The 21,644-nt window shown below is 71.2% G+C and carries 19 protein-coding genes; 8 read left to right on the top strand and 11 right to left on the bottom strand.

Annotated elements, in window-relative coordinates; all coding sequences use genetic code 11:
• Window positions 1-264 precede the first annotated feature (264 nt).
• Both DA075_RS19620 and DA075_RS19615 read left to right on the top strand, forming a co-directional pair.
• A complete protein-coding gene (locus DA075_RS19620; protein WP_232388563.1) occupies window positions 265-1,305 on the top strand; it encodes an adenylate/guanylate cyclase domain-containing protein in 1,041 nt (346 codons plus the stop codon).
• A 662-nt stretch (window positions 1,306-1,967) separates the two neighbouring features.
• Entirely contained in the window at window positions 1,968-2,426 is a 459-nt protein-coding gene (locus DA075_RS19615) for a Ros/MucR family transcriptional regulator (protein ID WP_099956677.1), read from the top strand.
• Between the two features lie 60 nt (window positions 2,427-2,486).
• Here DA075_RS19615 and DA075_RS19610 read toward each other — a convergent pair whose 3' ends face one another.
• A complete protein-coding gene (locus DA075_RS19610; protein WP_099954639.1) occupies window positions 2,487-3,281 on the bottom strand; it encodes a DUF1194 domain-containing protein in 795 nt (264 codons plus the stop codon).
• Between the two features lie 275 nt (window positions 3,282-3,556).
• On the opposite strand from DA075_RS19610, the gene DA075_RS19605 reads away from it, so the two are divergent.
• Both DA075_RS19605 and DA075_RS19600 read left to right on the top strand, forming a co-directional pair.
• On the top strand, window positions 3,557-4,327 hold the full coding sequence (locus DA075_RS19605) for a restriction endonuclease (RefSeq protein ID WP_099954638.1): 771 nt from the start codon (window positions 3,557-3,559) through the stop codon (window positions 4,325-4,327).
• Between the two features lie 519 nt (window positions 4,328-4,846).
• Window positions 4,847-5,683, top strand: coding sequence for a ComF family protein (locus DA075_RS19600; RefSeq protein ID WP_099954637.1), 837 nt, complete (start codon window positions 4,847-4,849; stop codon window positions 5,681-5,683).
• A gap of 1 nt (window position 5,684) precedes the next feature.
• Here DA075_RS19600 and DA075_RS19595 read toward each other — a convergent pair whose 3' ends face one another.
• The 10 genes from DA075_RS19595 to DA075_RS19550 form a co-directional block, all read right to left on the bottom strand.
• Complete coding sequence (locus tag DA075_RS19595; protein WP_099954636.1) at window positions 5,685-6,950, bottom strand: MFS transporter; 1,266 nt, start codon at window positions 6,948-6,950, stop codon at window positions 5,685-5,687.
• Window positions 6,951-7,315: 365 nt separating this feature from the next.
• On the bottom strand, window positions 7,316-7,522 hold the full coding sequence (locus DA075_RS19590) for a hypothetical protein (RefSeq protein WP_099954635.1): 207 nt from the start codon (window positions 7,520-7,522) through the stop codon (window positions 7,316-7,318).
• 42 nt (window positions 7,523-7,564) lie between these two features.
• Window positions 7,565-8,230, bottom strand: coding sequence for an invasion associated locus B family protein (locus DA075_RS19585; RefSeq protein WP_099954634.1), 666 nt, complete (start codon window positions 8,228-8,230; stop codon window positions 7,565-7,567).
• Between the two features lie 189 nt (window positions 8,231-8,419).
• Complete coding sequence (gene zwf / locus DA075_RS19580) at window positions 8,420-9,895, bottom strand: glucose-6-phosphate dehydrogenase (protein WP_099954633.1); 1,476 nt, start codon at window positions 9,893-9,895, stop codon at window positions 8,420-8,422.
• Between the two features lie 324 nt (window positions 9,896-10,219).
• Window positions 10,220-11,137: an SDR family NAD(P)-dependent oxidoreductase gene (locus DA075_RS19575; RefSeq protein ID WP_099954632.1), complete on the bottom strand. Its 918-nt coding sequence runs from the start codon at window positions 11,135-11,137 to the stop codon at window positions 10,220-10,222.
• A gap of 169 nt (window positions 11,138-11,306) precedes the next feature.
• Window positions 11,307-12,371, bottom strand: coding sequence for a DUF4167 domain-containing protein (locus DA075_RS19570; RefSeq protein ID WP_099954631.1), 1,065 nt, complete (start codon window positions 12,369-12,371; stop codon window positions 11,307-11,309).
• A gap of 463 nt (window positions 12,372-12,834) precedes the next feature.
• Entirely contained in the window at window positions 12,835-13,701 is an 867-nt protein-coding gene (gene prmC, locus DA075_RS19565; RefSeq protein ID WP_099954630.1) for a peptide chain release factor N(5)-glutamine methyltransferase, read from the bottom strand.
• Window positions 13,698-14,777, bottom strand: a complete 1,080-nt coding sequence (gene prfA / locus DA075_RS19560; protein WP_099954629.1) for a peptide chain release factor 1 — start codon at window positions 14,775-14,777, stop codon at window positions 13,698-13,700. The genes prmC and prfA overlap by 4 nt, the downstream gene beginning before the upstream one ends.
• Before the next feature lie 156 nt (window positions 14,778-14,933).
• Complete coding sequence (gene ptsP, locus DA075_RS19555; RefSeq protein ID WP_099954628.1) at window positions 14,934-17,195, bottom strand: phosphoenolpyruvate--protein phosphotransferase; 2,262 nt, start codon at window positions 17,193-17,195, stop codon at window positions 14,934-14,936.
• Window positions 17,196-17,443: 248 nt separating this feature from the next.
• Window positions 17,444-18,679 (bottom strand): aspartate kinase, encoded by a 1,236-nt coding sequence (locus tag DA075_RS19550; RefSeq protein ID WP_099954627.1) that lies wholly within the window; start codon window positions 18,677-18,679, stop codon window positions 17,444-17,446.
• Window positions 18,680-18,901: 222 nt separating this feature from the next.
• On the opposite strand from DA075_RS19550, the gene ubiG reads away from it, so the two are divergent.
• From ubiG to DA075_RS19530, 4 genes are all read left to right on the top strand, one after another.
• Window positions 18,902-19,651 (top strand): bifunctional 2-polyprenyl-6-hydroxyphenol methylase/3-demethylubiquinol 3-O-methyltransferase UbiG, encoded by a 750-nt coding sequence (ubiG, locus tag DA075_RS19545; RefSeq protein WP_099954626.1) that lies wholly within the window; start codon window positions 18,902-18,904, stop codon window positions 19,649-19,651.
• 60 nt (window positions 19,652-19,711) lie between these two features.
• A complete protein-coding gene (locus DA075_RS19540; RefSeq protein ID WP_099954625.1) occupies window positions 19,712-20,284 on the top strand; it encodes a YbhB/YbcL family Raf kinase inhibitor-like protein in 573 nt (190 codons plus the stop codon).
• An 84-nt stretch (window positions 20,285-20,368) separates the two neighbouring features.
• Complete coding sequence (locus DA075_RS19535) at window positions 20,369-21,343, top strand: NADPH:quinone oxidoreductase family protein (protein ID WP_099954624.1); 975 nt, start codon at window positions 20,369-20,371, stop codon at window positions 21,341-21,343.
• Window positions 21,344-21,460: 117 nt separating this feature from the next.
• The gene (locus tag DA075_RS19530; RefSeq protein ID WP_099954623.1) at window positions 21,461-21,628 is read left to right on the top strand and encodes a YqaE/Pmp3 family membrane protein; all 168 of its coding nucleotides are present in this window, start codon (window positions 21,461-21,463) and stop codon (window positions 21,626-21,628) included.
• Window positions 21,629-21,644: the final 16 nt, after the last annotated feature.

Below are 21,644 nucleotides of genomic sequence, written 5' to 3'. Positions count from 1 at the left end.
GAAGGTCCTCACCCAGTCCCGCGGAAGTCCGGCGGAAGTCACGGCCATGTCCGTGGCCTCGCCCGTTTCGGCCTCGCCGATGCCCTCAAATCGGCGCGAATGGCGGTTGAATTGCCTCAGCGCCGCGGGCCGGACCCCGAGCCGCGCCGGCCGCAGGAGACCACCACCGTGCCCGCAGCCGGCCCCGTCGACCGCAGCTCATCCGGAGAGGCGGCGCAAGCCGGCTTCCCGGCGCGCCTCGCCGATTTCTGGCGGACGGCCGGGCTGCCGATCCCGCAGCACGCCTGGTTCTGGATCGGCATCCTGCTTCTCAGCGCCGGGGCGGGCCTGCTCTACGACGCGCTGTTCCAGAACGGCATCCCCCTGGTCGCGGCGATCCATGGCATCTTCATCGGCGCCTGCGCGCTCCTGATGGAGCGCGGCACCCTGCTGCCGCGGCTCCAGGCGCGCCTGCGCCGCCTGCCGACCTTCCTCTACGTGCCGATCGCCGAGCTGGCCTATGTGGGGATGATCACGCTGGGCCACGCCACCGGCGGCGTGATCGTCTGGGGCACCGGCCTGAGCCCCGAGCCCTTCGCAGTGGCGGTGGTGCCCTCGCTGCGGGTGCTCGTCTACGCGCTCGCTGTCTCGGCGCTCCTCGTCTTCGTGGTGCGGATGCGCGACCTCATCGGCGCCGAGGTCTTCGTCAACCTGCTGGTCGGTCGCTACCACCGGCCGGTGGAGGAGGAGCGCATCTTCCTGTTCGTCGACGTCGTCGGCTCGACCGCCTATGCCGAGACGCACGGAGCCCTCAAGACCCAGGCCTTCCTCGGCGCGGTCTTCGCGACCCTGGCCGAGCCGGTGCGGCGCTGCCAGGGCTCGACCGACGACTTCATCGGCGACATGGCGATGATCACCTGGCCGATGGCCCGTGGGCTGCAAGGCGCCCGCTGCGTCGCCTGCGTGCTGGCGATCCAGGAGAGCCTGACGCGGGACGCCGCGGCCTGGCAGGAGCGGTTCGGCGCCGTGCCGCGCATCCGCGCCGCCCTCCATGGCGGGCCCGTGGTCACCGCCGAGGTCGGGGTCGACCGGCACAAGATCGCGTATTTCGGCGATGCGGTGAACGTCACCGCCCGGCTGGAAGCCCTGTGCCGCACCCTCGACGCGCCGGTTCTAATCTCGGGCGATCTCCTGGCCAAGCTGCCGCGGCTGCCCGACGGCGTGCGGGCGCGGCCGCTCGGCGAGCACGCCGTGCGCGGGCGCGACCAGGTACTGGCCGTCGCCGCTCTGGAGCACGCTCCGCGCGCAGGCCGCGCCGCCGCCTGAGGCCGAAACCAGGCCGTTTTGCGCAGGCAGGTTCGCCCCTCCCCGGAGCGGGCGGGCCGTCAGGGCTCAGTCATCAGCAGGATTCGTGCCGAACGATCCCGGCGTCCTTCCGGCCTCACGGCCACGCTTGTAAAATTTCTTGCGCGCAGATCCACGCGATGACCGTGGACCATGAAAGCCGTCGCATCGGGATCGCGATTCATGGCCGATCGGGTCGCGCGTGATGAAATCGCGAAGCATTTTATGCATCGGTAACCATCAGCGGACATCATACCATCTCACGGTTGCTGCCGCAGCGGCGCCTCCTGCTGCCTGACGCCCGGCATGAACGATGTATGTTCTTCCTCTCGTCCGAAAGGTGCTGTCGTCTCGTGCGAGACATGAGCCAAAGAGGATGGCGCCGAGGCCGCGGCGTCAATCGAGTTGGGTGGTGCTTCCGCCAACGGTGAGTTCAGCACAACCGCACACTGCAACCGGCCTCAACAAGAAAATCGCCCACCGATTGACCGAGGCCCGGCGTTGCTTCTTTTTCCCTTGCGATCCTGGCGCTGACACCATAGTTGCACCGCTAAGCAAAGACAGGCCAGCCCAGCGGCATCTGAGTCCAGAGGGGGGAATGTCGAAGCGTCTTGCGGAACAACCTTGAGCAGAGGGTCGATCTGATGAATGAGAGCGAGGCGTCGACGGACCATATCGGGCTCGCCGCGGATATCGTGGCGGCTTTCGTGAGCAACAATTCGGTTCCAGTCGCCGATCTACCGGGCTTGATCATCTCGGTCCATTCCGCGCTGGGAGGCCTCGGCCGCAGCGCCGCGGCCATGCCGGCCGAGCCTCTCACCCCGGCCGTGCCGATCAAGAAGTCGATCATGCCGGATTATCTCGTCTGTCTCGAGGACGGCAAGAAGTTCAAGTCGCTCAAAAGGCACCTGCGCAGCCGCTACGGCCTGTCGCCCGAGGATTACCGGGCGCGCTGGAATCTCTCCCCCGACTATCCGATGGTGGCGCCCAATTATGCGGCGGCCCGCTCGGAACTGGCAAAGACCATGGGCCTCGGGCAGCAGCGGCGCAAATCGTATCGCGGCGGCGCGGGTAACGAACACGACTCGGACGCCGAGGACTGATCGGCGCGCGGGCCCGGGCGGCGTCCGGGACTCACGCCTGGATTGTATAGGCTGGACGTGCTAATCCCAGTCGGGGTTGGGGCGTTCGCCGATGAGGCAGTTGGCGCGGGGCTCGCCCTGCGCCCGTTGCAGCAGCGGCTCGGTCTCGCGGCCCGCCACCTCGCGGATGATCTTGGTGCGGATTGCCGCCGCGAACTGGTCGCGCTCGCGCACCGGAACCATGAAGCTGCCGCTGCCGCCGATCACGCAGTCGCGGTAATAGAGATCGAGATCCTTGATGTCCCAGGGCCCGCTGGGCTCACGGATCATCAGCGGCAGGCCGTTGATCACGATGCCCTGGCCGACGGCGTCGTCCCGCGCCTTGGTGACCGCGCGGCCCTGGTTGTTGGGACCGTCGCCCGAGACGTCGATCACCCGCCGGGTCGCCTCGAAGCCGCTTCCGGCGAGCAGGCCGGCCGAGAAGTCGATGGCGCTGGCGATCGAGGTCCAGGTCGAGCGCCGGGGCGGGCTCCGGCCCAGCGTCTCGGCGAAGCCGGTCGCCTCCTCGGGTCCGGCGATCACGGTCCAGGGCACCACCACACGCTGGTTGCCGACGCCCGCCCACTCGACATAGGTGACGGCGATGCGCCCGACCATGCCCTGGCGGATCGCCTGGTGCACCGCCGGATTGCGGAACGCCTCGACATAGCCCTCGCGCTGAACCGCCTGCTCGTCGCCGGTCATCGACAGGGAGACATCGACGGCGAGCACCAGGGCGACGTCGACCTCGACCGGGTCGCCCCCCGCCCGGACGGGGGGCCCGGCCGCGCCGGTGGCGAGCAGGCAGGCGAGAAGCGCGACGACGCGTGATCTCATCCGGGGACTCCCCTGCGCCGGCCCGTGCGGGGCCCCGGCGAAATGCCAGGATCGGATGCGCGGCGGCCCGAATGCAAGCGCCGCGAAGGTCTTGCCTCGACACGCTCCCGTGAGGCGCGGCCGCCGCCCCGCCGTGGGTCGGCACGGAGCCCGTCCGGCTGTGCGTTCTCCTGTGGATGAGGCCCGGGACAGACGGCGCCTTAGGCTGGGGACAACGCGGTCTCGCGAGAGTCCGGACCGTCCGGCCGCGTCGCGCGGCGCGAGAGTTTGTCCCGATGCGCCGCAGCTCCAGCCTCGCCGACCGCCTGTTCTGGCCCATCGTGGCCGGGGGTGCGGCGAGCCTGTGGGTCGGCCCCAAGGCGCTGGCCGTGGCCGGCCTGGTAGTGCTGGGACTGGTCATGCACCGGCTCGGACGCGGCGGCCGCTTCCGGCGGCGGGTCCGGGCGATCGCCCGCCGGCACCGCGAGACCCTGGCCCTGCGCCGCCGGCAGGAGAGCTACGTCGATCCGTACGGCAACGAGATCCTCGACGGCTGGCTGCGCGAGCGCAGCTACTTCGCCGAGCGCACTCTGCTGCCGCGGCTGGAGGCCGAGGGCTATGGCGACCTGGTCGAGGCGCGCTGGGACGAGATCCTGGACATCGTCGAGGCCGCCTCCTTGAGCGTCGCGGCTCCGGACGAGGCCGCGGCACTGCCGGAGGACGGAATCGCCTATGAGCGCTACTGCGCGGCCCTGCTCGAACAGGCCGGCTGGGACGCACGCACCACGAAGGCCGCGGGCGACCAGGGCGCCGACGTGGTGGCGGAGCGCGACGGGCTGCGGCTGGTCGTGCAGTGCAAGCGCTATGCGAAACCGGTCGGCAACGGCGCGGTGCAGGAGGTGGTGGCGGCGCGCAGCTACTGGGGTGCCGATTGCGCCGCCGTGGTCTCGAATGCCGGGTTCACGCCGGCAGCCCGCAAGCTGGCGGCGGCGACCGACGTGCTGCTGCTGCACCACGATTCGCTCGCCGCCCTCGGGACGCGGCCGGGGGGTCGTCCACCGCGCTGAGCGGTCGCGTGAAACCGGCCCGGAGCGGCGACCGAGCCCGATTCCGGGCTTTCGCTGTCGCCCCATGATCGATGATGTACCGGGATCCGCGTCGTCGAGCGAGGCGTCGATGGGTGAGCGTGGAGCGATTCCAGATCTGCTTGAACTCCCGCAGGGAGCGCTCCCGCTGGTCCTTGATCGGCAGGAAAGCGGGACGGTAGATCGGACGATCGGCGCAAGCGCCCCGCTTGATGGCAGTCCCGGCGCCATCGACGCGGTCGCGTGCATCGAGACGGTCGGGAAGGGACCGGTAACGGGGATCGTGCTGCGAGAGGGATTCGTGACGCACCGTGAGCGGCCGGGACGGAGTCCGGGCCAGCGTAATCATCGGTTCCTCGAGGTTTCCCTCGTTTTGCCCGATCTCGCGGCCCTCCCTGTCGCAATTCAAATCTTCCCGCCCGAGACATGGTCTTGGCTGAGCGTCAGACCCTCGCTGTTCCCGCCTGGACACAGCCGGCCGGTCCGGTGGGCACCTGATTCATGCCGTCGGACCCGGCAAATCTCGTCGATCGAGCGAGCAGACCGCGAACCGGAAGAGCAGAGGCCGTGACCGGTCTGCGCCGCCTCGCCGGACTGCCCGGCCTCGCGCTGCACGGGCTCGTCGGGCTGGTCTATCCGCCGAGCTGCATCGCCTGCGGGGCCGCCACGGCCGTGCCGCACGCCCTCTGCGCCGGCTGCTGGAGCGAGATGCGCTTCATCGAGCGGCCCTATTGCGAGCGGCTCGGCACGCCGTTCTCGGTCGATCTCGGGGCGCCGGGCTTGCTCTCGCCGGCCGCGCTCGCGGATCCGCCGGTCTATCAGCGCGCCCGGGCGGTGGCGCGCTACGACGCCACGGCGCGACGGTTGGTACAGCGGCTGAAATACGAGGACCGCCTCGACCTCGCAGGCGCCCTCGGGGCGATGATGGCGCAGACGGGCGCCGAGCTCCTGGCCCAGGCCGACGTGGCGGTGCCGGTGCCGCTCTGGCGCTGGCGGCTGTGGTGGCGGCGCTTCAACCAGGCCGCCCTGCTCGCCCGGGTGGCCGCGCGCCGCAGCGGCGTGCCGGTGGCCCCCGAGCTGCTGGCCCGGGTGCGGCGCACCCGGGCGCAGATGGGCCTGAGCCGCGCCGCCCGGGCCGAGAACCTGCAGGGTGCCTTCCGGGTGCCGGACGGAGCCCGGCCGCGCCTGCAGGGCAAGCGGGTCCTCCTCGTCGATGACGTGCTGACCACGGGCGCGACGGCGAACGCTGCCGCCAGGGCGCTCCTGCGCGGCGGGGCGGCGGCGGTCGACGTGCTGGTCTTCGCCCGCGTGGTGAGCGACGGGCGCGACGGGATCTGAATCAGGCGCGCTGCACGGTTCCGATCGGGCTCCCGGTCGCGGCCGGAACCGCGCCCTCGGCCGCGGTCAGCACCTTGCCGCGGGGGCCGACCCAGGCACCGACCCATTTGCGCGACCACAAGGCGAGGCAGCCGAGCACGACGGCCGTGAAGGCGGCGTAGACCAGGAAGCCCGCCGCGAAGCCGCCGGTATACTGCTTCGACAGGCCCATGGCGTTGGGCAGGATGGCGCCGCCGAGGGCCCCGACCTCGCCGATCATCGAGCCGGCCACCGCGGTGTTGGTCGGCCAGCGCAGGGGCACGAGCTGGAACAGCGCCCCGTTGCCCGCGCCGAGCGCCGCGAAGCAGACCATGAACAGCATCGTGGTGACGAGCAGCGTCGGCGCCGCGGTGAGCATCAGGAACGAGCCGACGGCGGCCAGCAGCACCACGGTCAGCACCAGGATGCCGCCGATCCGGTCGGCGAAGTAGCCGCCGAGGATGCGGATGCCGGAGCCCATCAGGGCTGCCAGCATGGTCAGCCGCCCGGCCTCGATCTTGGTGACGGCGAACTGCTCGTAAAAGAAGGTCGGCAGGAAGTTCGACAGGCCGATGAAGCCGCCGAAGGTGATGACGTAGATCAGGTTGAAGGCCCAGCCGTCCTTCTCGAACAGGCAGGCGACGTGCTGCTTGAAGGTCTGGTGCTCGCGATCCGGCGGCTCCTTGGCGAAGACGACCATCACGGCGAGCGGGATCAGCATGAACACGCCGGCAAAGCCGTAGACGGCCTGCCAGCCATAGGCCTGGGCGAGCGGCGGCGCGAACAGCACGGCCAGCACGGTGCCGGAATTGCCGGCGCCGGCGATGCCCATCGCCAGGCCCTTGTGCTCGGCCGGGAACCAGCCCGAGCCGAGGGAGAGCGCCACGCCGAACGAGGCCCCGGCGATGCCGAGCAGCACGCCCATGGCGAGCACGTCGGTGAAGCCGTGCACCAGGAAGAAGCCGTAGGCCATCGCCAGGACGATCAGCGACATCTCGGTGATCGCCGCGTTCTTGCGCCCGATATACTGGGCGAGCACGCCGAGGGGGAAGCGCATGATCGCACCGGCGAGGATCGGGAGCGAGATCATGAAGCCGGTCTGGGCCGGCGTGAGCTTGTAGTGCTCGGTGATGAACGGGCCCATGGCGCCGTTGAGCACCCAGATCGCGAAGCAGAAATCGAAATAGAGGAATGCAGCGAACAGGGTCGGGGGATGACCCGACTTCATGACGGTCTTGAAACTGGCCATATCGGAGCCTCACGCAGCCCCCGCGGGGGGGCTTCGACGCGCTTCAGGGTGAGGATCGCGAGGCCGGTGCATCCCGGTCCCGTTCCTCAGTCTGTCGGACATCCGTGTCCAAGGCTCGGGCGTCTTTGCCCCGCGGGCCGTGCGGCCAGCCTGCGCGGGACTTTGCAGGTCTCGTGCCAAGCGTGCACGAGGACGGCTCGCCCGTCGCGTCCCGCAGCCTGCCTCAAAGGCAGGCAAGTCTTGATGCGGCGGAGGGCAGCCAACGCCAAAATCCCACCCGATCGCGCGGCGATCGTTTGGGGCTCTGGAGTGTCGATCTTGCAGCCTTGTCCGACGAACGGGCATCCGCGTCGTCGGACGATGCTCTAGACGCGTATGTCGAGGCGCTGACCCTGTCCGGACGGAGCCGGGGCACTGGCGGTCGGGGCATTCGCCGTCTCGGCCACGAGGCCGGCGACGGAGCGCTCGGCGTCGATCTGGCGGCGCATCGCCAGGGTCGCGACCTGCTGGCTGAAGGCGGCGCTCTGCTGCGAGACGGCGCCGGCGGAGAGGGAGGCGGAATCGATGCTCATGCGGTCATCCTGCGCCCAATCCCTCATCAGCTGGTGAAGACGTCAGCTCAAAAGCTGCGACATCCGGGCGAGGGCTGCGGCGAATCCGGCGAGCGGCACCGTGATGGTCTCGGCCTCGCCGTTGGGCTTGGTGCCGGTGACGCGCAGGTTCACGGCGGTCTTCATCGCCTCGGTGGCGACGGTCGGGAAGCTGATCGGCACGACGCAGCCGGCCTGGACGCAGGAGGTGTAGGGGGCACCCTTGCCGAGCGTCGCGTCATCGAGCTTGAAGGTCACGCCAGGCTCGATCGACAGGCCGAGCGGCATCAGCAGCAGGCCGTTGCTGCGCCCGTCCTGGGGGGCGTTGAGCTCGATGCTGAAGCGGCGCTGCCCGGTCTGCGCCACCCCTTGCGCCTGCGAGAGCTGGCACTGGCGCTTGTCGTTCTCGCGGGTGCAGCTGATGGTCCAGTCGCCGTAGACCTCGCTCACCGCGCTCGCGCCGTTCGGCCAGGCGCCGGTCGGGGCCGCCACCGGAGCGGGTTCCGGCTTCGGAGCCGCCGCCGCGGGCTTGGGGGCGGGGCGGCGGGGCGCCGGCTTGGGCGCAGGCTTGTGGGCCGGGGCCTCGGCCGCAGGCGCCTCGCCGGCCGGCTCCTCCTGGGCGCGGGCGGGTCCAGCGAGGAACGCGGCGAGGACCAGGAGGCTGGCGAGGGACGAGCGGCAGGGCGACATGATGCAATCCTCGGCGCCCGCCCGCGCCGGAGCGCGAGGCGGGCTCTTGTCTCGCGGCTCCTCTAGAGCGGGGAGCGCCGGAAGGAAAGCCGCCGCGGGCGCGATCCTGCCGTCATCCCCTTGAGACAACTTGGATTTATTCCAATGAGGCGCCGCTGCGTCAGCCGATGTCCTCGTGCCGGATCGGCGTCAGCCGATGTCTTCATGCCAAGTGCGGCCATCGCGCTCGATCAGCGCGATCGCGGCGGTGGGTCCCCAGGTGCCGGCCGGATAGGGGCGCGGCGGCTCCGGGCGGTCGGCCCAGGCGTTGAGCAGGGTGTCGGCCCAGGCCCAGGCGGCCTCGACCTCGTCGCGGCGCATGAACAGGGTGGCGTTGCCCCGCACCACGTCCATCAGCAGGCGCTCGTAGGCGTCCGGGTAGCGCTGGTTGAAGGTCTCCTCGAAGGAGATGTCGAGGCCCGTCGCCCGCAGGCGCATGCCGCCGGGGCCCGGCTCCTTCGTCATCACCTCGAGCTTGATGCCTTCCTGAGGCTGCAGCCGGATCACCAGGCGGTTCGGCTCGCGGGCGAACTCGTCCGAGAAGATGCTGAACGGCGAGGAGCGGAACTGCACCACGATCTCGGAGACCTTCTGGGGCAGCCTCTTGCCGGTGCGCAGGTAGAACGGCACCCCGGCCCAGCGCGGCGTCATCAGCTCGAGCTTCAGCGCCACGAAGGTCTCGGTGAGGCTCGCGCGATCCTCACCGAGATCCGTGACGTAGCCCGGGACCGGCTGGCCGTTCACGGCGCCGGCGACGTACTGGCCGCGCACGGTGCGCATCGGCACCTCGTGGGCGGGGATCGGCCTCAAGGCCCGCAGCACCTTCAGCTTCTCGTCGCGCACCGCGTCGGCGTCGAGGGAGAGCGGGCTCTCCATGCCGAGCAGGCAGAGGAGCTGCAACATGTGGTTCTGCAGCATGTCGCGCAGCGCCCCGGATGTGTCGTAATAGCCGCCGCGGCCCTCGACCCCCACCGTCTCCGCCACCGTGATCTGCACGTGGTCGATCACGTCGGCGTTCCACAGCCGCTCGAAGATCGTGTTGGCGAAGCGCAAGGCCAGCAGGTTCTGCACCGTCTCCTTCCCGAGATAGTGGTCGATGCGGAAGATCTGGCTCTCGGGAAAGACCTTGCCGACCTGATCGTTGATCGCCCGGGCCGAGGCGAGGTCGTGGCCGATCGGCTTCTCCAGCACGACGCGGGAGCGTTCGCCGATCAGCCCGTGGGCGCTCAGATTGCGGCAGATCGCGCCGTAGAGGCTCGGCGAGGTGGCGAGATAGTAGGGCCGGACGTGGTCCGGATGCTCGGCGAGCAGGTTCGCCAGATCCTCCCAGCCCGCCTCGCCGGCCCCGTCCACCGCCACGTAAGCCAGATGGTCGAGGAAGCGCGTCACCGTGTCGGGCTCGCGATCGGCCGCCGGCACGTGGCGCTCCAGGGCCGCGGCGGCGAGATCCCGGTACTCCGCCGTCCCGAGATGGCTGCGCGCCGCCGCAACGATGCGGCTCTCCTCCGGAATCTGCCGGTCGCGAAACCGGTAGTAGAGCGCCGGCAGCAGCTTGCGCATCGTCAGGTCGCCGGTGGCGCCGAACACGACGGCATCGAAGGCGGCGACGGGGATGATCTTGTGCATCGGGTGACGGGTCTCCCGCTGGTGCCGGCCGGCCCTGCACGGGCGCGGCCTGCCACTGTGTCTGGCGGACGTGGCGTTGCGTCCGGCCTGGTCTCGCGCCGATCGAGCGCGGTGTGACGCGCCTCTCGCGACGGCCCTCCCCTTCTCCGCATCGTTCCGGGTTTCGCCTTCGCGGCTCCGGGATGACGCGGAGGGTGTCACATCGTCGGGTCGGACACGCTCTTCGGCCAACCTGCTTTGGCAGGCGAACGCGTCATCCTCCGAGGTTCTCGTTGTGTCGCCGGGTGCCGTCGCAAAACCGGCAACCGCTTCGGCGAAATCTGTCTAGAACGACGCCGGCGTCGCCGCCGCCGCCTTCACGCCCTGGTCCGCCCCGGTGCCGCCGCCCTCCAGCGGCGCCTCCATATGGGCCGCGAAGGCCGCCTTGTGGTCGGGGTGCCAGCGCGACAGGGCCGGGCGGTTGCGGATCACGTCGTCGGCCGCCCAGCGCATCCGCTTCTCGTCCATCTCCCGGGTGGTCTCGTTGTCCGGGCAGAGGATGTAGAAGTCGCCGGCACTCATCGCCTGAAGCATGAAGTCGACGGTTTCCTCCGGCGTCCAGGCGCCGGCCGGCTTCTCGGTCGCGCCGCGGGCCCGGGTGAGGCCGGTATAGACGAAGCCCGGGATCAGCAGATGGGCGGTGATGGGCGAGCCTGTCTCGCGCAGCTCGTGCGCCAGAGCCTCGGCCGTCACCTTCACGCCCGCCTTGCTGACGTTGTAGGGCGTGTTGCCGGGCGGCGTGGTGATGCCCTGCTTCGAGCCGGTGACGATCACCGCCCCGGGCCTGCCTGCCTCGATCATCCCCGGCACGAAAGCCTGGATGGCATTGATGACGCCCCAGAGGTTGGTGTCGAGGATGCGGTGCCAGGTAGCGGCATCGGAGAAGAATCGCCCGCCGGCCTCGATGCCGGCATTGGCCATCAGCAGCGCGACGGGCCCGAGGGAATCGGCCTCCCGGCGCAACGCGTCCAGCGCCTCCGGCTTCCCCACGTCGGTCGGAACCGTCCGGATATCCGCCGCGCCGCCCGGCGCTGCGGCTGCGACGGTGCGGCCGGCCTGATCCAGGGCCTCGCCCGGAAGATCGGCCAGCACCACCCGCATGCCCGCCCGGGCGAAGGCCGTGGCGGCCGCGAGGCCGATGCCGCTCGCCGCACCGGTGACGACCGCGACGCGGCCCTTCGCGAGTGCCGGATGGTGGGTCATGGTGCGCTCCGCCTGGACAAGGGTTCGTTTCAGGGCGGCAGGTAGGCAGCCGCACGGGAAACGCCACATGCGGCGGCGCAAAAATCGTCCGGCGTGGTGATCGTCCGGGCCCGATGGCGGATCGCCCGGCCTCCGCTTCGGAGACCGGGCGAACCATCGCTCGGACGGCCTATTCGCCCGACGATTCGGCGGGCTTTGGGAAGAGTTCGCCGGCGGGCTCCCCTCCGCCCTCGGTCCCCTCGAACCGGGTGCGGCGGCGGCGGCGCGGACGCGGCGCCGGAGCGTCGGCCTCCGCCTCGACCGGCGCGGCGGGGGGCGCCGGCGGCGCCTCCTCGACCGGGGCCGGCGCGGGGGCCGCGGGACGCACCGGGGTGGTCAGGAAGGCCGGCAGACCGGTCGGCTCGTCGGCGGCCAGGACCGGCTCGGAGCGGGGCTCCTCGCGGCGGCGCTCGCGGCGGAACTCGGAGCGGGCCCCCTCGCGATAGCCGTCCTGACGCACGGATTCCTGCCGAACGGGCTCCTGGCGTACCGGTTCCTGGCGCGGCTGCTCGGCGCGGGAGAGATCCTGACGCTCGCCGCCCTGGCGTTCGGGCCGGTCCTGACGCTCGGGGCGATCCTGGCGCTCGGAACGCTCCGCGCGTTCCTGGCGCTGGCGCTCCTGGCGGTTCTGGAAGCGCTCGCGGCGGTCCTGCCGGTCGGGCCGGGGCTGATCCTGCCGCGGCTGGTCCTGCCGGTCCTGCCGGTCGAAGCGGGACGGGCGGTCCTCGCCGCGGGTGTCGTAGGGCTGCGGCTGCTGGCCAGGATCGCCGTACTCGTCGGCGGCGCCGTAGCCGCCGGCCTGGGCGTAGCCGTTGACGCCGCGCTCGTTCAGGCCGCGGTCTTGCAGGCCGCGGTCTTGCAGGCCGCGCTCCTGCGGGGCGTAGCCGTTGGCCGGCGCGGCCTCGTCGTCGCCGTCATCCTCGTCGTCGTAGCCCTGGCGGCCATAGGTGCCGCCGTATTGCTGGCGATACTGCTCGTTCGCGGCGGCGATGATGCGGAAATAGTGCTCACCGTGCTGGAAGTAGTTCTCGGCCATCACGGGGTCGCCGCTCGCCTGGGCGTCGCGGGCGAGCTGGGCGTATTTCTCGGCGATGTGCTGGGCGGTACCGCGGATCTTCACGTCGGGGCCGTTCGACTCGTAGGCCCGGGTCAGCGGGTTCGGCCCCTTGTTGTTGCTGCGGTTGCGGCCACGCATACGCCTGTTCTGGTTCGGTCTCATCGGCCTCGACTGACCCTCTTCGACGACTTGAAGGGCGGGACTTCACGCGCGCGGCGGGTCTTCGTCCGCGGAGCCGGGCGGCCTCTACCGGGCCATGTTCCGTCTCCGCAGCGATGTCCGCCTTGCCCTGTGCGACCGCGGGCCGTCTCACGGTCCGGCCGCCGTCGATCCACAGATGCGGGGCACCGGACCGCCTACGCGCTCATTGGTCTGCCCGGTGGTGGAAGATCGTCCAAAGGTCCGCGCTCAATGTCGCGCCCGAGAACTGAGCCTGGCTGTCTTGTCCGGACCGTTCACGATCTGCCCCGGGACGTTAGCGGGTTCGGCCGGCGGCGCCAAGTGACCTCGCACAGTTTTTTGACCTCGCACAGTTTTTTACCGCACGCGGTCTTCGGGCCGATTTTACGCACAGGGGTCGCGGACACCCGAAGGATCCCCGTCAGGATCCGGCCGTCGCCGTCATGACGACGACCCGCGGGTGCCCCGCGAGGTCGCGCCGCATCTGCGCGCTTAAGCCCTGGGCGGTGGCGAGCCGGCAGAGCGCCTCCTCCTGATCGTAGCCGATCTCGACCAGGAGATGCCCGCCCGGCGCGAGAAGCCGCGGCACCTGGGCCAGGATGGTGCGGTAGGCGTCGAGCCCGTCGGGACCGCCGTCGAGGGCGAGGCGGGGGTCGTGGTCGCGCACCTCCCCGGACAGGCCGGCGATGACCGCGCTGGCAATATAGGGTGGATTCGCCACCACGACATCGAACGGCCCGGCGAGCGCCGCAGCCCAATCTCCGGCCACGAAGGCGGCGCGGTCGGCGACGCCGTTGCGGGCGGCATTGGAACGGGCGGTGCGCAGGGCGCCGCAGGACCGGTCGAGGCCCACGCCGAAGGCACGCGGCCATTCGGTGAGCAGGGCCACTAGGATGCAGCCGGAACCGGTGCCGAGATCGGCGAGGCGGTGCGGGCCCTCGGGCCTCAGGCCGAGGGCGGCCTCGACCAGGGTCTCGGTATCGGGGCGCGGCACCAGGGTCTCGGGCGAAAGCCCGAACGGCAGACCCCAGAACTCCCAGGCGCCGATGATCCGGGCCACCGGCTCGCCGGCGGCGCGGCGGGCGAGATACGAGGCCAGGCGCTCGGCGCCTGCCGGCCCGACCGGCTCGGACCCGCGCAAGGCCAGGTCGGTCGCGGTGATCCCCAGCGCCTCCTCGACCAGGATGCGGGCGTCGAGGGCGGCGGTCTCGACGCCGCTGGCGGCGAGTTCGTCCGCCGCCCTGGCCCGGGCGGCGATGCGGCTCGTCTCCGGGGGTATCGCGATCACGCCATCCCCTCGGCGGCGAGCAGCGCCGCCTGGTGCTCGGTGATCAGCGCATCCACCACCTCGTCGAGCGCGGTGCCGGCCATCACCTCCTCGAGCCTGTAGAGCGTCAGGTTGATGCGGTGGTCGGTCACCCGCCCTTGCGGGAAGTTGTAGGTGCGGATCCGCTCCGAGCGGTCGCCGCTGCCGACCTGGGCGCGGCGGTCCGCCGCCCGGGCGGCGTCCTTCTGGCTGCGCTCCTGGTCGTAGAGCTTGGCCCGCAGCAGAGCCATGGCGCGGGCCCGGTTCTTGTGCTGCGAGCGCTCTTCCTGGACGAAGATCACGATGCCGCTCGGCACGTGGGTGATGCGGATCGCCGACTCGGTCTTGTTGACGTGCTGGCCACCGGCGCCTTGCGCCCGCATCGTGTCGATCTTCAGGTCGGCGTCGTTGACCTGGATGTCGACCTCTTCCGCCTCCGGCAGCACCGCCACGGTGGCGGCGGAGGTGTGGATGCGCCCTTGCGTCTCGGTATCGGGTACGCGCTGCACCCGGTGGGCGCCGCTCTCGAACTTGAGCCGGGCGAAGACGCCGCGCCCCTTCACCTCGGCCACGACCTCGCGGTAGCCGCCCATCGTGCCGGGGCTCTCGGAGATGACCTCGACCCGCCAGCCCTTCAGGTCGGCATAGCGCGAATACATCCGGAACAGGTCGCCGGCGAAGAGTGCCGCCTCGTCGCCGCCGGTGCCGGCGCGCACCTCGAGGATGGCGCTCTTCTCGTCGGCGGCGTCCTTGGGGAGGAGCAGGAGCTGGAGCGCCCGGGCGGCGGCGTCGCGGGCGGCCTCGGCCTCCGGCTTCTCCTCGGCGGCGAGCGCCCGCATCTCCGGGTCGCCCTCCTCGATCATCTCCTCGACGCCGCGGAGCGCGCGCTCGGCGGCCCGGAAGGCGCGGATCGCCTCCACCACGGAATCGAGGTCGGAGAGCTCGCGGGAGAGCTGCACGAAGCTCTCCGCGTCGGACTCGCCGGCGCTCAAGGTGGCGGTGACGATGTCGTGGCGGGCCAGGATGGCGTCGAGACGGTCGGACGGGATCGCGATCATGAACGGGATATGGCCATTACGATAAGCCGGGTCATCCGGGGCGGCCCGCGCCCGGTGCCGGTGATGGTGCCGCGTATAGCAGGTCTGCGGAGGTTGGGGAGTCGGCGCGGACCCGCGCGGCGCTTGCACCCCCGTCCGGATGGTGCACGCAGACCGTCAGACCGGAACGCCGTGCTCCTCCGCGAAGGCCGCGAGCGCCGGGCGCAGCGAGGCCCCGTCGCGGGTCCGCGCCATCTCCCGCTCCAGGAAGGCCGAGACGGCGCCGGCATCGAGCCCCAGCACCATCGCCTTTACGGGGCCGATCGAGGCCGGCGACATCGACAGCGCGCGGAAGCCGAGCCCGATCAGCGCCATCGCCTCGAGCGGACGCCCGCCGATCTCGCCGCAGACAGTGGCCGGGGTGCCGGCGGCGTTGGCCCGCTCGGCGATCAGCCGGAAGGCACGGAGCGCCGCGGCGCTCAATGGGTCGAAGCGGTTGGCGACCTGGCGGTTCTCGCGGTCGACCGCGAACAGGAACTGCATCAGGTCGTTCGAGCCGACGGAGAGGAAATCGGCCTCCGCCGCGATCTCGTCCATCTGGAACAGGAGCGAGGGCACCTCGACCATCACGCCGAGGCGGCAATCCGCCGGCAGCGGGTGGCCGTGGCGGGTGAGATGTGCCTTCTCCCGCTCGACGATCGCCCGGGCCTGGACGAACTCGTCGACCGTCGCGACCATCGGGAACATGATCTTGAGCGGCCGCCCGCGGGCGGCCTTGAGCAGCGCGCGCAGCTGCATCCGCAGGAGGCCCGGCCGGTCGAGGCCGATGCGGATCGCGCGCCAGCCGAGGGCCGGGTTCTCCTCCTCCAGCGCCTTCATGTAGGGCAGCACCTTGTCGCCGCCGATATCGAGGGTCCGGATCGTCACCGGCAGGTCGCCGACGGCGTCGAACACCGCCTCGTACAGGACCTGCTGCTCGGCCGCCGTCGGCATCCGCTCGGCGACCATGAACTGCAACTCGGTGCGGAACAGCCCGACGCCCTCGGCCCCGGTCTCGTGCAGGTGCGACAGGTCGACGATGAGGCCGGCATTGAGCTGCAGCCCGACCGCGACGCCGTCGCGGGTCACCGCCGGCAGGTCGCGCAGGGAGCGGTACTGCTCCTGGCGCCGGGCGCGCAGGCGCGCCTTCTCGGCATAGGCCGCCTCGATCTCGGGACCTGGCCGGATCTGGACCTCGCCGGTCCCGCCATCGACGATGATCGCATCCCCGGTCTCGACGAGGGCCGTGGCATTGGCCACCTCGCCCACGGCCGGGATGCCGAGCGCGCGGGCCACGATGGCGATGTGGCTCGTCGGCCCGCCCTCCTCCAGCACCACGCCGCGCAGGCGGGCGCGGTCGTAGTCGAGGAGTGCCGCCGGGCCCATCGAGCGGGCTACCAGGATGGCGTTCTCGGGCATCGCGTCCGGCCCGACGGTCTCGCGGCCGACCAGCTGGCGCAGGAGCCGGTTGGCGAGATCGTCGAGGTCGTGCAGGCGCTCGCGCAGGTAGGGGTCGCTCTGTCGCAGCATCCGGGCGCGGTTGTCCGACTGCACCCGCTCCACCGCCGCTTCCGCGGTGAGGCCCGAGAGAACCGCCTCGCGCATCCGCCGGAGCCAGCCCTGGTCGTGGGCGAACATCCGCACGGTCTCGAGCACCTCGCGGTGCTCGCCGGCCCCCGCCACGTCGCCGCGCTCGACGAGGTCGTCGATGGCGGCGCGCACCTCCGCGATGGCGGTGTCGAGGCGCGAGGCCTCGCGCTCGACATTCTCGGCGATCAGGTTGCGCACCACGATGCGCGGCTCATGCAGCACGACGTGGCCCAGGCCCACGCCGTCGGCGAGGGCCACGCCGCACTGGCTGAGGGGCCGGCGCGAGGCGCTGACCGTGCCGGGCGACAGGGCCTGCAGCTCGCCGGAGGCGATCATCTCCGCCAGCACCATGGCGGTGGTCTGGAGCGCCTCGATCTCCTCCTCGGAATAGACCCGGTAGGTGCGGTTCTGCACCACCATCACGCCGAGCGTGTTGCCGGCTCGCAGGAGCGGCACGCCCAGGAAGGCGTGGTAGACCTCCTCGCCGGTCTCCGGCCGGTACGAGAAGGCCGGGTGCGACTGGGCGTCGGAGAGGGAGAGCGGCTCGGCGGTGGCGGCGATCAGGCCGACCAGGCCCTCGCCGGCCCGCATGGTGGTGAGGTGCACCGCCTCGCGGTTGAGGCCCTCGGTGGCGAACAGTTCGAGGTTGCCGTCGTCGCGAAGGACGTAGACCGAGCAGACCTCCGCGACCATGTTGGACGCGATCAGGACGACGATGCGGTCGAGGCGCGCCTGCGGGCCGACGGGCTCCGCCATGGCCTCGCGAAGGCGGCGCAGTAGCAGGCGCGGGCCTCCAGGCGCTGCGGGCATCGTGTCGTGTTCCACCCTTTAGCGAGCCGGACCCTGCGCGGTGCAACCGTGAGGCCCGACTGCGCGGGCCTCATGCATCGGCCCCGTCATCGCCGTATAGCGAGTTCGGCGCCCGGCGGGCAAGCGACCTTTCCGGGGGAGCGGCGCTGGCCACCGCTCCAGAGAGGAACACCCCGCCGGCGAAGCGTCGCGGACGGGGCGTTGCGAGGCTAAGCCGCTCGGGCCTGCATCGGCGTCGGACCGGACGCTCAGGCCTTATCGAGGCCGTAGAGCGAGTGGAGCGTACGCACCGCGAGCTCCGTGTAGGCGGCGTCGATCAGCACCGAGAACTTGATCTCGGACGTGGTGATCGCCCGGATGTTGATGCCCTTCTCGGCCAGCGCCCGGAACGCCTTGGCGGCGACGCCGGCATGGCTGCGCATGCCGACACCGATCGCCGAGACCTTGACCACGTCGGTGGCGCCCTCGATCCGCTCGAACTCGACGGCGTGGCGCTGCGCGTCGAGGATCGCGCGCGAGCGCTCGTAATCCGCCGCCGGCACCGTGAAGGTCATGTCGGTGGCCGCGCCGTCGCCCGACACGACCTGGATGATCATGTCGACGTTGATGTTGGCGTCGGCCAGCGGGCCGAAGATGGCGGCGGCGATGCCGGGCTTGTCCTTCACCCGGCGAAGCGTGATCTGCGCCTCGTCCTTGGAGAAGGCGATGCCCGTGATGATCTGCTGTTCCACGATATCGTCCTCGTCGCAGATGAGGGTGCCGGGGCGGGCGTCGTCGGGGTCGTCGAAGGAGGAGCGCACGGTGGTCGGCACCCGGTGCACCATGGCGAGCTCGACCGAGCGCACCTGCAGCACCTTGGCCCCGAGCGAGGCCATCTCCAGCATCTCCTCGAAGGCCACCCGCTCGAGGCGCTGGGCCTTCGGCACCACCCGCGGGTCGGTGGTGTAGACGCCGTCGACGTCGGTGTAGATGTCGCAGCGCTCGGCGCCGATCGCCGCCGCGACCGCGACCGCGCTGGTGTCCGAGCCGCCGCGCCCGAGGGTCGTCAGGCGGCCGGTCTCGGGATGGATGCCCTGGAAGCCGGCGATGACCGCGACCTCGCCGCACCGGAAGCCGGCATCGAGGCGGGCGCCGTCGATATTCTGGATCCGGGCCGAGCCGTGCTGGTCGGAGGTCTCGATCGGGATCTGCCAGCCCTGCCAGGACCGGGCCTTGAGGCCCATCTCGTTGAGCACGATGGCGAGGAGGCCCGAGGTGACCTGCTCGCCCGAGGCGACGACCGCGTCGTACTCGGACTGGGCGTAGAGGGCCGAGGCGTCCTTGCACCAGGCCACCAGCTCGTTGGTCTTGCCGGACATCGCCGAGACGACGACCGCCACCTCGTAGCCGGCCCGCACCTCGCGGGCGACGTGGCGGGCGACGTTGCGGATGCGGTCGACCGTGGCGACGGAGGTGCCGCCGAATTTCATCACCAGGCGGGGCATGGGGATCCGATCGAACAATCTTCTCGATGCCGCAGCGCGAGGCCGCGGGCGTCCGGCGGGTACAAGCGGGCCGGGGCGGTGTCAACTTCGCGACCGGAGCGCCGGTCCGGCGCACGACGTCCCCGGCGCATGACGTCTCACCGCGGTTGGCCCGGGGCGGCGGCTGCGCTACCTCGACGGTCGAGACGACACTTCCATTCCCTGCACGAAAGCCTGGCGCCGATGAGCGAACCGACCGGACCCTCGATCGACCGCGACGAGGTCGCCCGCTTCGATCGCCTGGCCGCGACCTGGTGGGACGAGGCCGGGCCGATGCGGGTGCTGCACCGCTTCAACCCGGTGCGCCTGACCTATCTCCGCGACACGATCTGCCGCCATCTCGGCCGCGACCCGCAGGCGCCGTCCCCTCTCTCGGGCCTCAGCCTCGTCGATGTCGGCTGCGGCGGCGGCGTCCTGTCGGAGCCGCTGGCCCGCCTCGGCGCCGACGTGACCGGCCTCGACCCGGCCGTCACCAACATCAGGATCGCACAGGCGCATGCCGACGAGGCCGGGGTCCCGGTGCGTTACCGGGCGGAGACGATCGAGGCGGTGGTGGAGGCCGGCGAGCGCTTCGACGTGGTCTGCGCCATGGAGGTGGTCGAGCACGTCACCGACATGCCGGCCTTCGTGCGCAGTGCCTGCGCGGCGGTGAAGCCCGGCGGCCTGTTCTTCGCCGCCACGATCAACCGGACGATGCGCTCCTTCGCGCTGGCCATCGTGGGCGCGGAATACGTCCTCAACTGGCTGCCGAAGGGCACCCATGACTGGGAGAGGTTCGTCACCCCGGACGAGCTGCGCGACGCCGTGGAGGCCGGCGGCCTCACGCTCACCGACACGACCGGCGTCGTCTTCAACCCGCTCACCGGGCGCTGGAGCGCCGCACGCGATACGGCAGTGAACTACATGATCGCGGCCGAGAAACGCCTCCCCTGACGACGCAACCCAGGCCCGTCTCCCCGGTTTGTCCGCCAGACCACACGAGGAGACGGGTCCATGCTGGAAAAGATTCCCCACGCCGTGGGCGAGGCGCTGTCGGGGCTCCGGGCTGGCCTCGAGAAGACCGCCTGTCAGGCCGAGTTCGAGGCGGTGCCCGCCATCGTCCGGGTGACGAGCCGGGCCTTCGCGGATGGCGCGGCGCTGCCGGCCCGCTTCACCCAGGACGGGGCCAAGCTCTCGCCGCCGCTCGCCTGGAGCGGGCTCCCGGCCGGCACCGCCGCCCTGGTCCTCCTGGTGGAGGATGCCGATAGCCCGACGCCGAAGCCGATCGTCCACGCCATCGCGTGGGACCTCGACCCGGCGGGCGAGGGCCTGCCCGAGGGCGCGCTGGCGAGCCCGGGCTCCGACGGCACGGTCGAGGAGATCGGCAAGAACACCTTCCTCAAGGCTGGCTACCTGCCGCCCGATCCGCCGACCGGCCACGGCCCGCACCGCTACCTGTTCCAGGTCTACGCCCTCAACCGGCATCTCGGGCTCGACGGCGTCCCCGGCCGCGGCGCCCTGCTGGAGGCCATGCACGGCCATGTTCTCGCCAAGGGCGTACTCGTCGGCACTTACGAACGGCGCTGACGCGGTCCCGGCTTGCCAGCGGGCACGGCCTGGCCCACGACTCCCCATCAGGCCGCCGATGTGCGGCGGGGAGGATGTTCGGCGATGAAGGCACTCCTGTGCAAGGCGCTCGGCGGCCCGGAGGATCTGGTGATCGAGGAGGTGCCGGATCCGGTGCCTGGCCCGGGCGAGGCCCTGGTGCGGGTGACGGTCGCGGCGCTCAATTTCTTCGACACGCTGATCATCGCCGGCCGCTACCAGGTGAAGCCGGAGCTGCCGTTCTCGCCGGGCGCCGAGGCCTGCGGGGTGATCGAGGCGCTCGGACCGGGGGTCGAGGCCTTCCGGGTCGGCGAGCGCGTCATCGTCCATCTGGGCTACGGCGCCTGCCGCGAGCGGGTCGTCGCTCCGGTCTCCGGCCTGACCCGGGTGCCGGAGGGCGTCAGCGACGAGCAGGCGGCGGGCCTCTCCGTCACCTACGGCACCTCGCTGCACGCGCTGCAGGATCGTGCCAAGCTGCAGCCCGGCGAGACCCTGGCGGTCCTCGGCGCCACGGGCGGCGTCGGGCTGGCGGCGGTGGAACTCGGCCACGCGATGGGCGCGCGGGTGATCGCCTGCGCTTCCTCGGCCGAGAAGCTCGATCTCGCGAAGGCGCACGGCGCCGACCTCACCCTCGACTACAGCCAGGAACCGCTTCGCGGCGGGCTGAAGCGGCTCGGAGGAGAGGCCGGCATCGACGTCGTCTACGATCCCGTCGGCGGCGCCTATTCGGAGCCGGCCCTGCGCTCGCTCAACTGGAAGGGCCGCTTCCTGGTCGTCGGCTTCGCGGCCGGGGAGATCCCGAAAATCCCGCTCAACCTGGCGCTCCTGAAGGGCATCGACATCCAGGGCGTGTTCTGGGGCGCCTTCCTCAGGCGCGAGCCCGAGGGCCACGCCGCCAACCAGGCCCGCCTGCTGGCGCTGGTGAGCGAGGGACGGCTCTCCGCGAAGGTCCACGGCGTCTACCCGCTGGAGGAAGCGGCGGCCGCCCTCGGCATCCTGGCGCGCCGCGAGGCGATGGGGAAGGTGCTGCTGCGCCCCTGAAGCCCCCTCCCCTCCCGCGCCGCGCGGGAGGGGTTTCGCCGCCCGGTCGGGAACAGTTCGCGGGCCTCGCCGTTCACAGCGTAGCTTTTCATCCCCAAGCGTCAGGACGGAGACACCGTGGGCGACATCATCCGCATCATCCTGCTCGTCGTGATCCCGCCGGTCGGCGTGCTGTTCACCGTCGGATTCGGCCTGCAATTCCTGCTCAACGTGGTGCTGACGCTGTTCGGCTATATCCCGGGCCTGATCCACGCCATCTGGGTTGTGACGCGACGCAACTACTGAGGCGAGTGAACGCGAA

This window comes from Methylobacterium currus, assembly GCF_003058325.1.
GTDB lineage: Bacteria > Pseudomonadota > Alphaproteobacteria > Rhizobiales > Beijerinckiaceae > Methylobacterium > Methylobacterium currus.
Note: the sequence above shows the minus strand (reverse complement) of the source record. Positions and strands in the feature narration are given on the sequence as shown.

Excerpts from the sequence above, each read along its gene's own strand:
- DA075_RS19615 (WP_099956677.1), top strand. The coding sequence starts at position 1,968 with ATGAATGAGAGCGAGGCGTCGACGGACCATATCGGGCTCGCCGCGGAT.
- DA075_RS19610 (WP_099954639.1), bottom strand. The coding sequence starts at position 3,281 with ATGAGATCACGCGTCGTCGCGCTTCTCGCCTGCCTGCTCGCCACCGGC.
- DA075_RS19605 (WP_099954638.1), top strand. The coding sequence starts at position 3,557 with ATGCGCCGCAGCTCCAGCCTCGCCGACCGCCTGTTCTGGCCCATCGTG.
- DA075_RS19600 (WP_099954637.1), top strand. The coding sequence starts at position 4,847 with ATGCCGTCGGACCCGGCAAATCTCGTCGATCGAGCGAGCAGACCGCGA.
- DA075_RS19595 (WP_099954636.1), bottom strand. The coding sequence starts at position 6,950 with ATGGCCAGTTTCAAGACCGTCATGAAGTCGGGTCATCCCCCGACCCTG.
- DA075_RS19590 (WP_099954635.1), bottom strand. The coding sequence starts at position 7,522 with ATGAGCATCGATTCCGCCTCCCTCTCCGCCGGCGCCGTCTCGCAGCAG.
- DA075_RS19585 (WP_099954634.1), bottom strand. The coding sequence starts at position 8,230 with ATGTCGCCCTGCCGCTCGTCCCTCGCCAGCCTCCTGGTCCTCGCCGCG.
- zwf (WP_099954633.1), bottom strand. The coding sequence starts at position 9,895 with ATGCACAAGATCATCCCCGTCGCCGCCTTCGATGCCGTCGTGTTCGGC.
- DA075_RS19575 (WP_099954632.1), bottom strand. The coding sequence starts at position 11,137 with ATGACCCACCATCCGGCACTCGCGAAGGGCCGCGTCGCGGTCGTCACC.
- DA075_RS19570 (WP_099954631.1), bottom strand. The coding sequence starts at position 12,371 with ATGCGTGGCCGCAACCGCAGCAACAACAAGGGGCCGAACCCGCTGACC.
- prfA (WP_099954629.1), bottom strand. The coding sequence starts at position 14,777 with ATGATCGCGATCCCGTCCGACCGTCTCGACGCCATCCTGGCCCGCCAC.
- ptsP (WP_099954628.1), bottom strand. The coding sequence starts at position 17,195 with ATGCCCGCAGCGCCTGGAGGCCCGCGCCTGCTACTGCGCCGCCTTCGC.
- DA075_RS19550 (WP_099954627.1), bottom strand. The coding sequence starts at position 18,679 with ATGCCCCGCCTGGTGATGAAATTCGGCGGCACCTCCGTCGCCACGGTC.
- ubiG (WP_099954626.1), top strand. The coding sequence starts at position 18,902 with ATGAGCGAACCGACCGGACCCTCGATCGACCGCGACGAGGTCGCCCGC.
- DA075_RS19540 (WP_099954625.1), top strand. The coding sequence starts at position 19,712 with ATGCTGGAAAAGATTCCCCACGCCGTGGGCGAGGCGCTGTCGGGGCTC.
- DA075_RS19535 (WP_099954624.1), top strand. The coding sequence starts at position 20,369 with ATGAAGGCACTCCTGTGCAAGGCGCTCGGCGGCCCGGAGGATCTGGTG.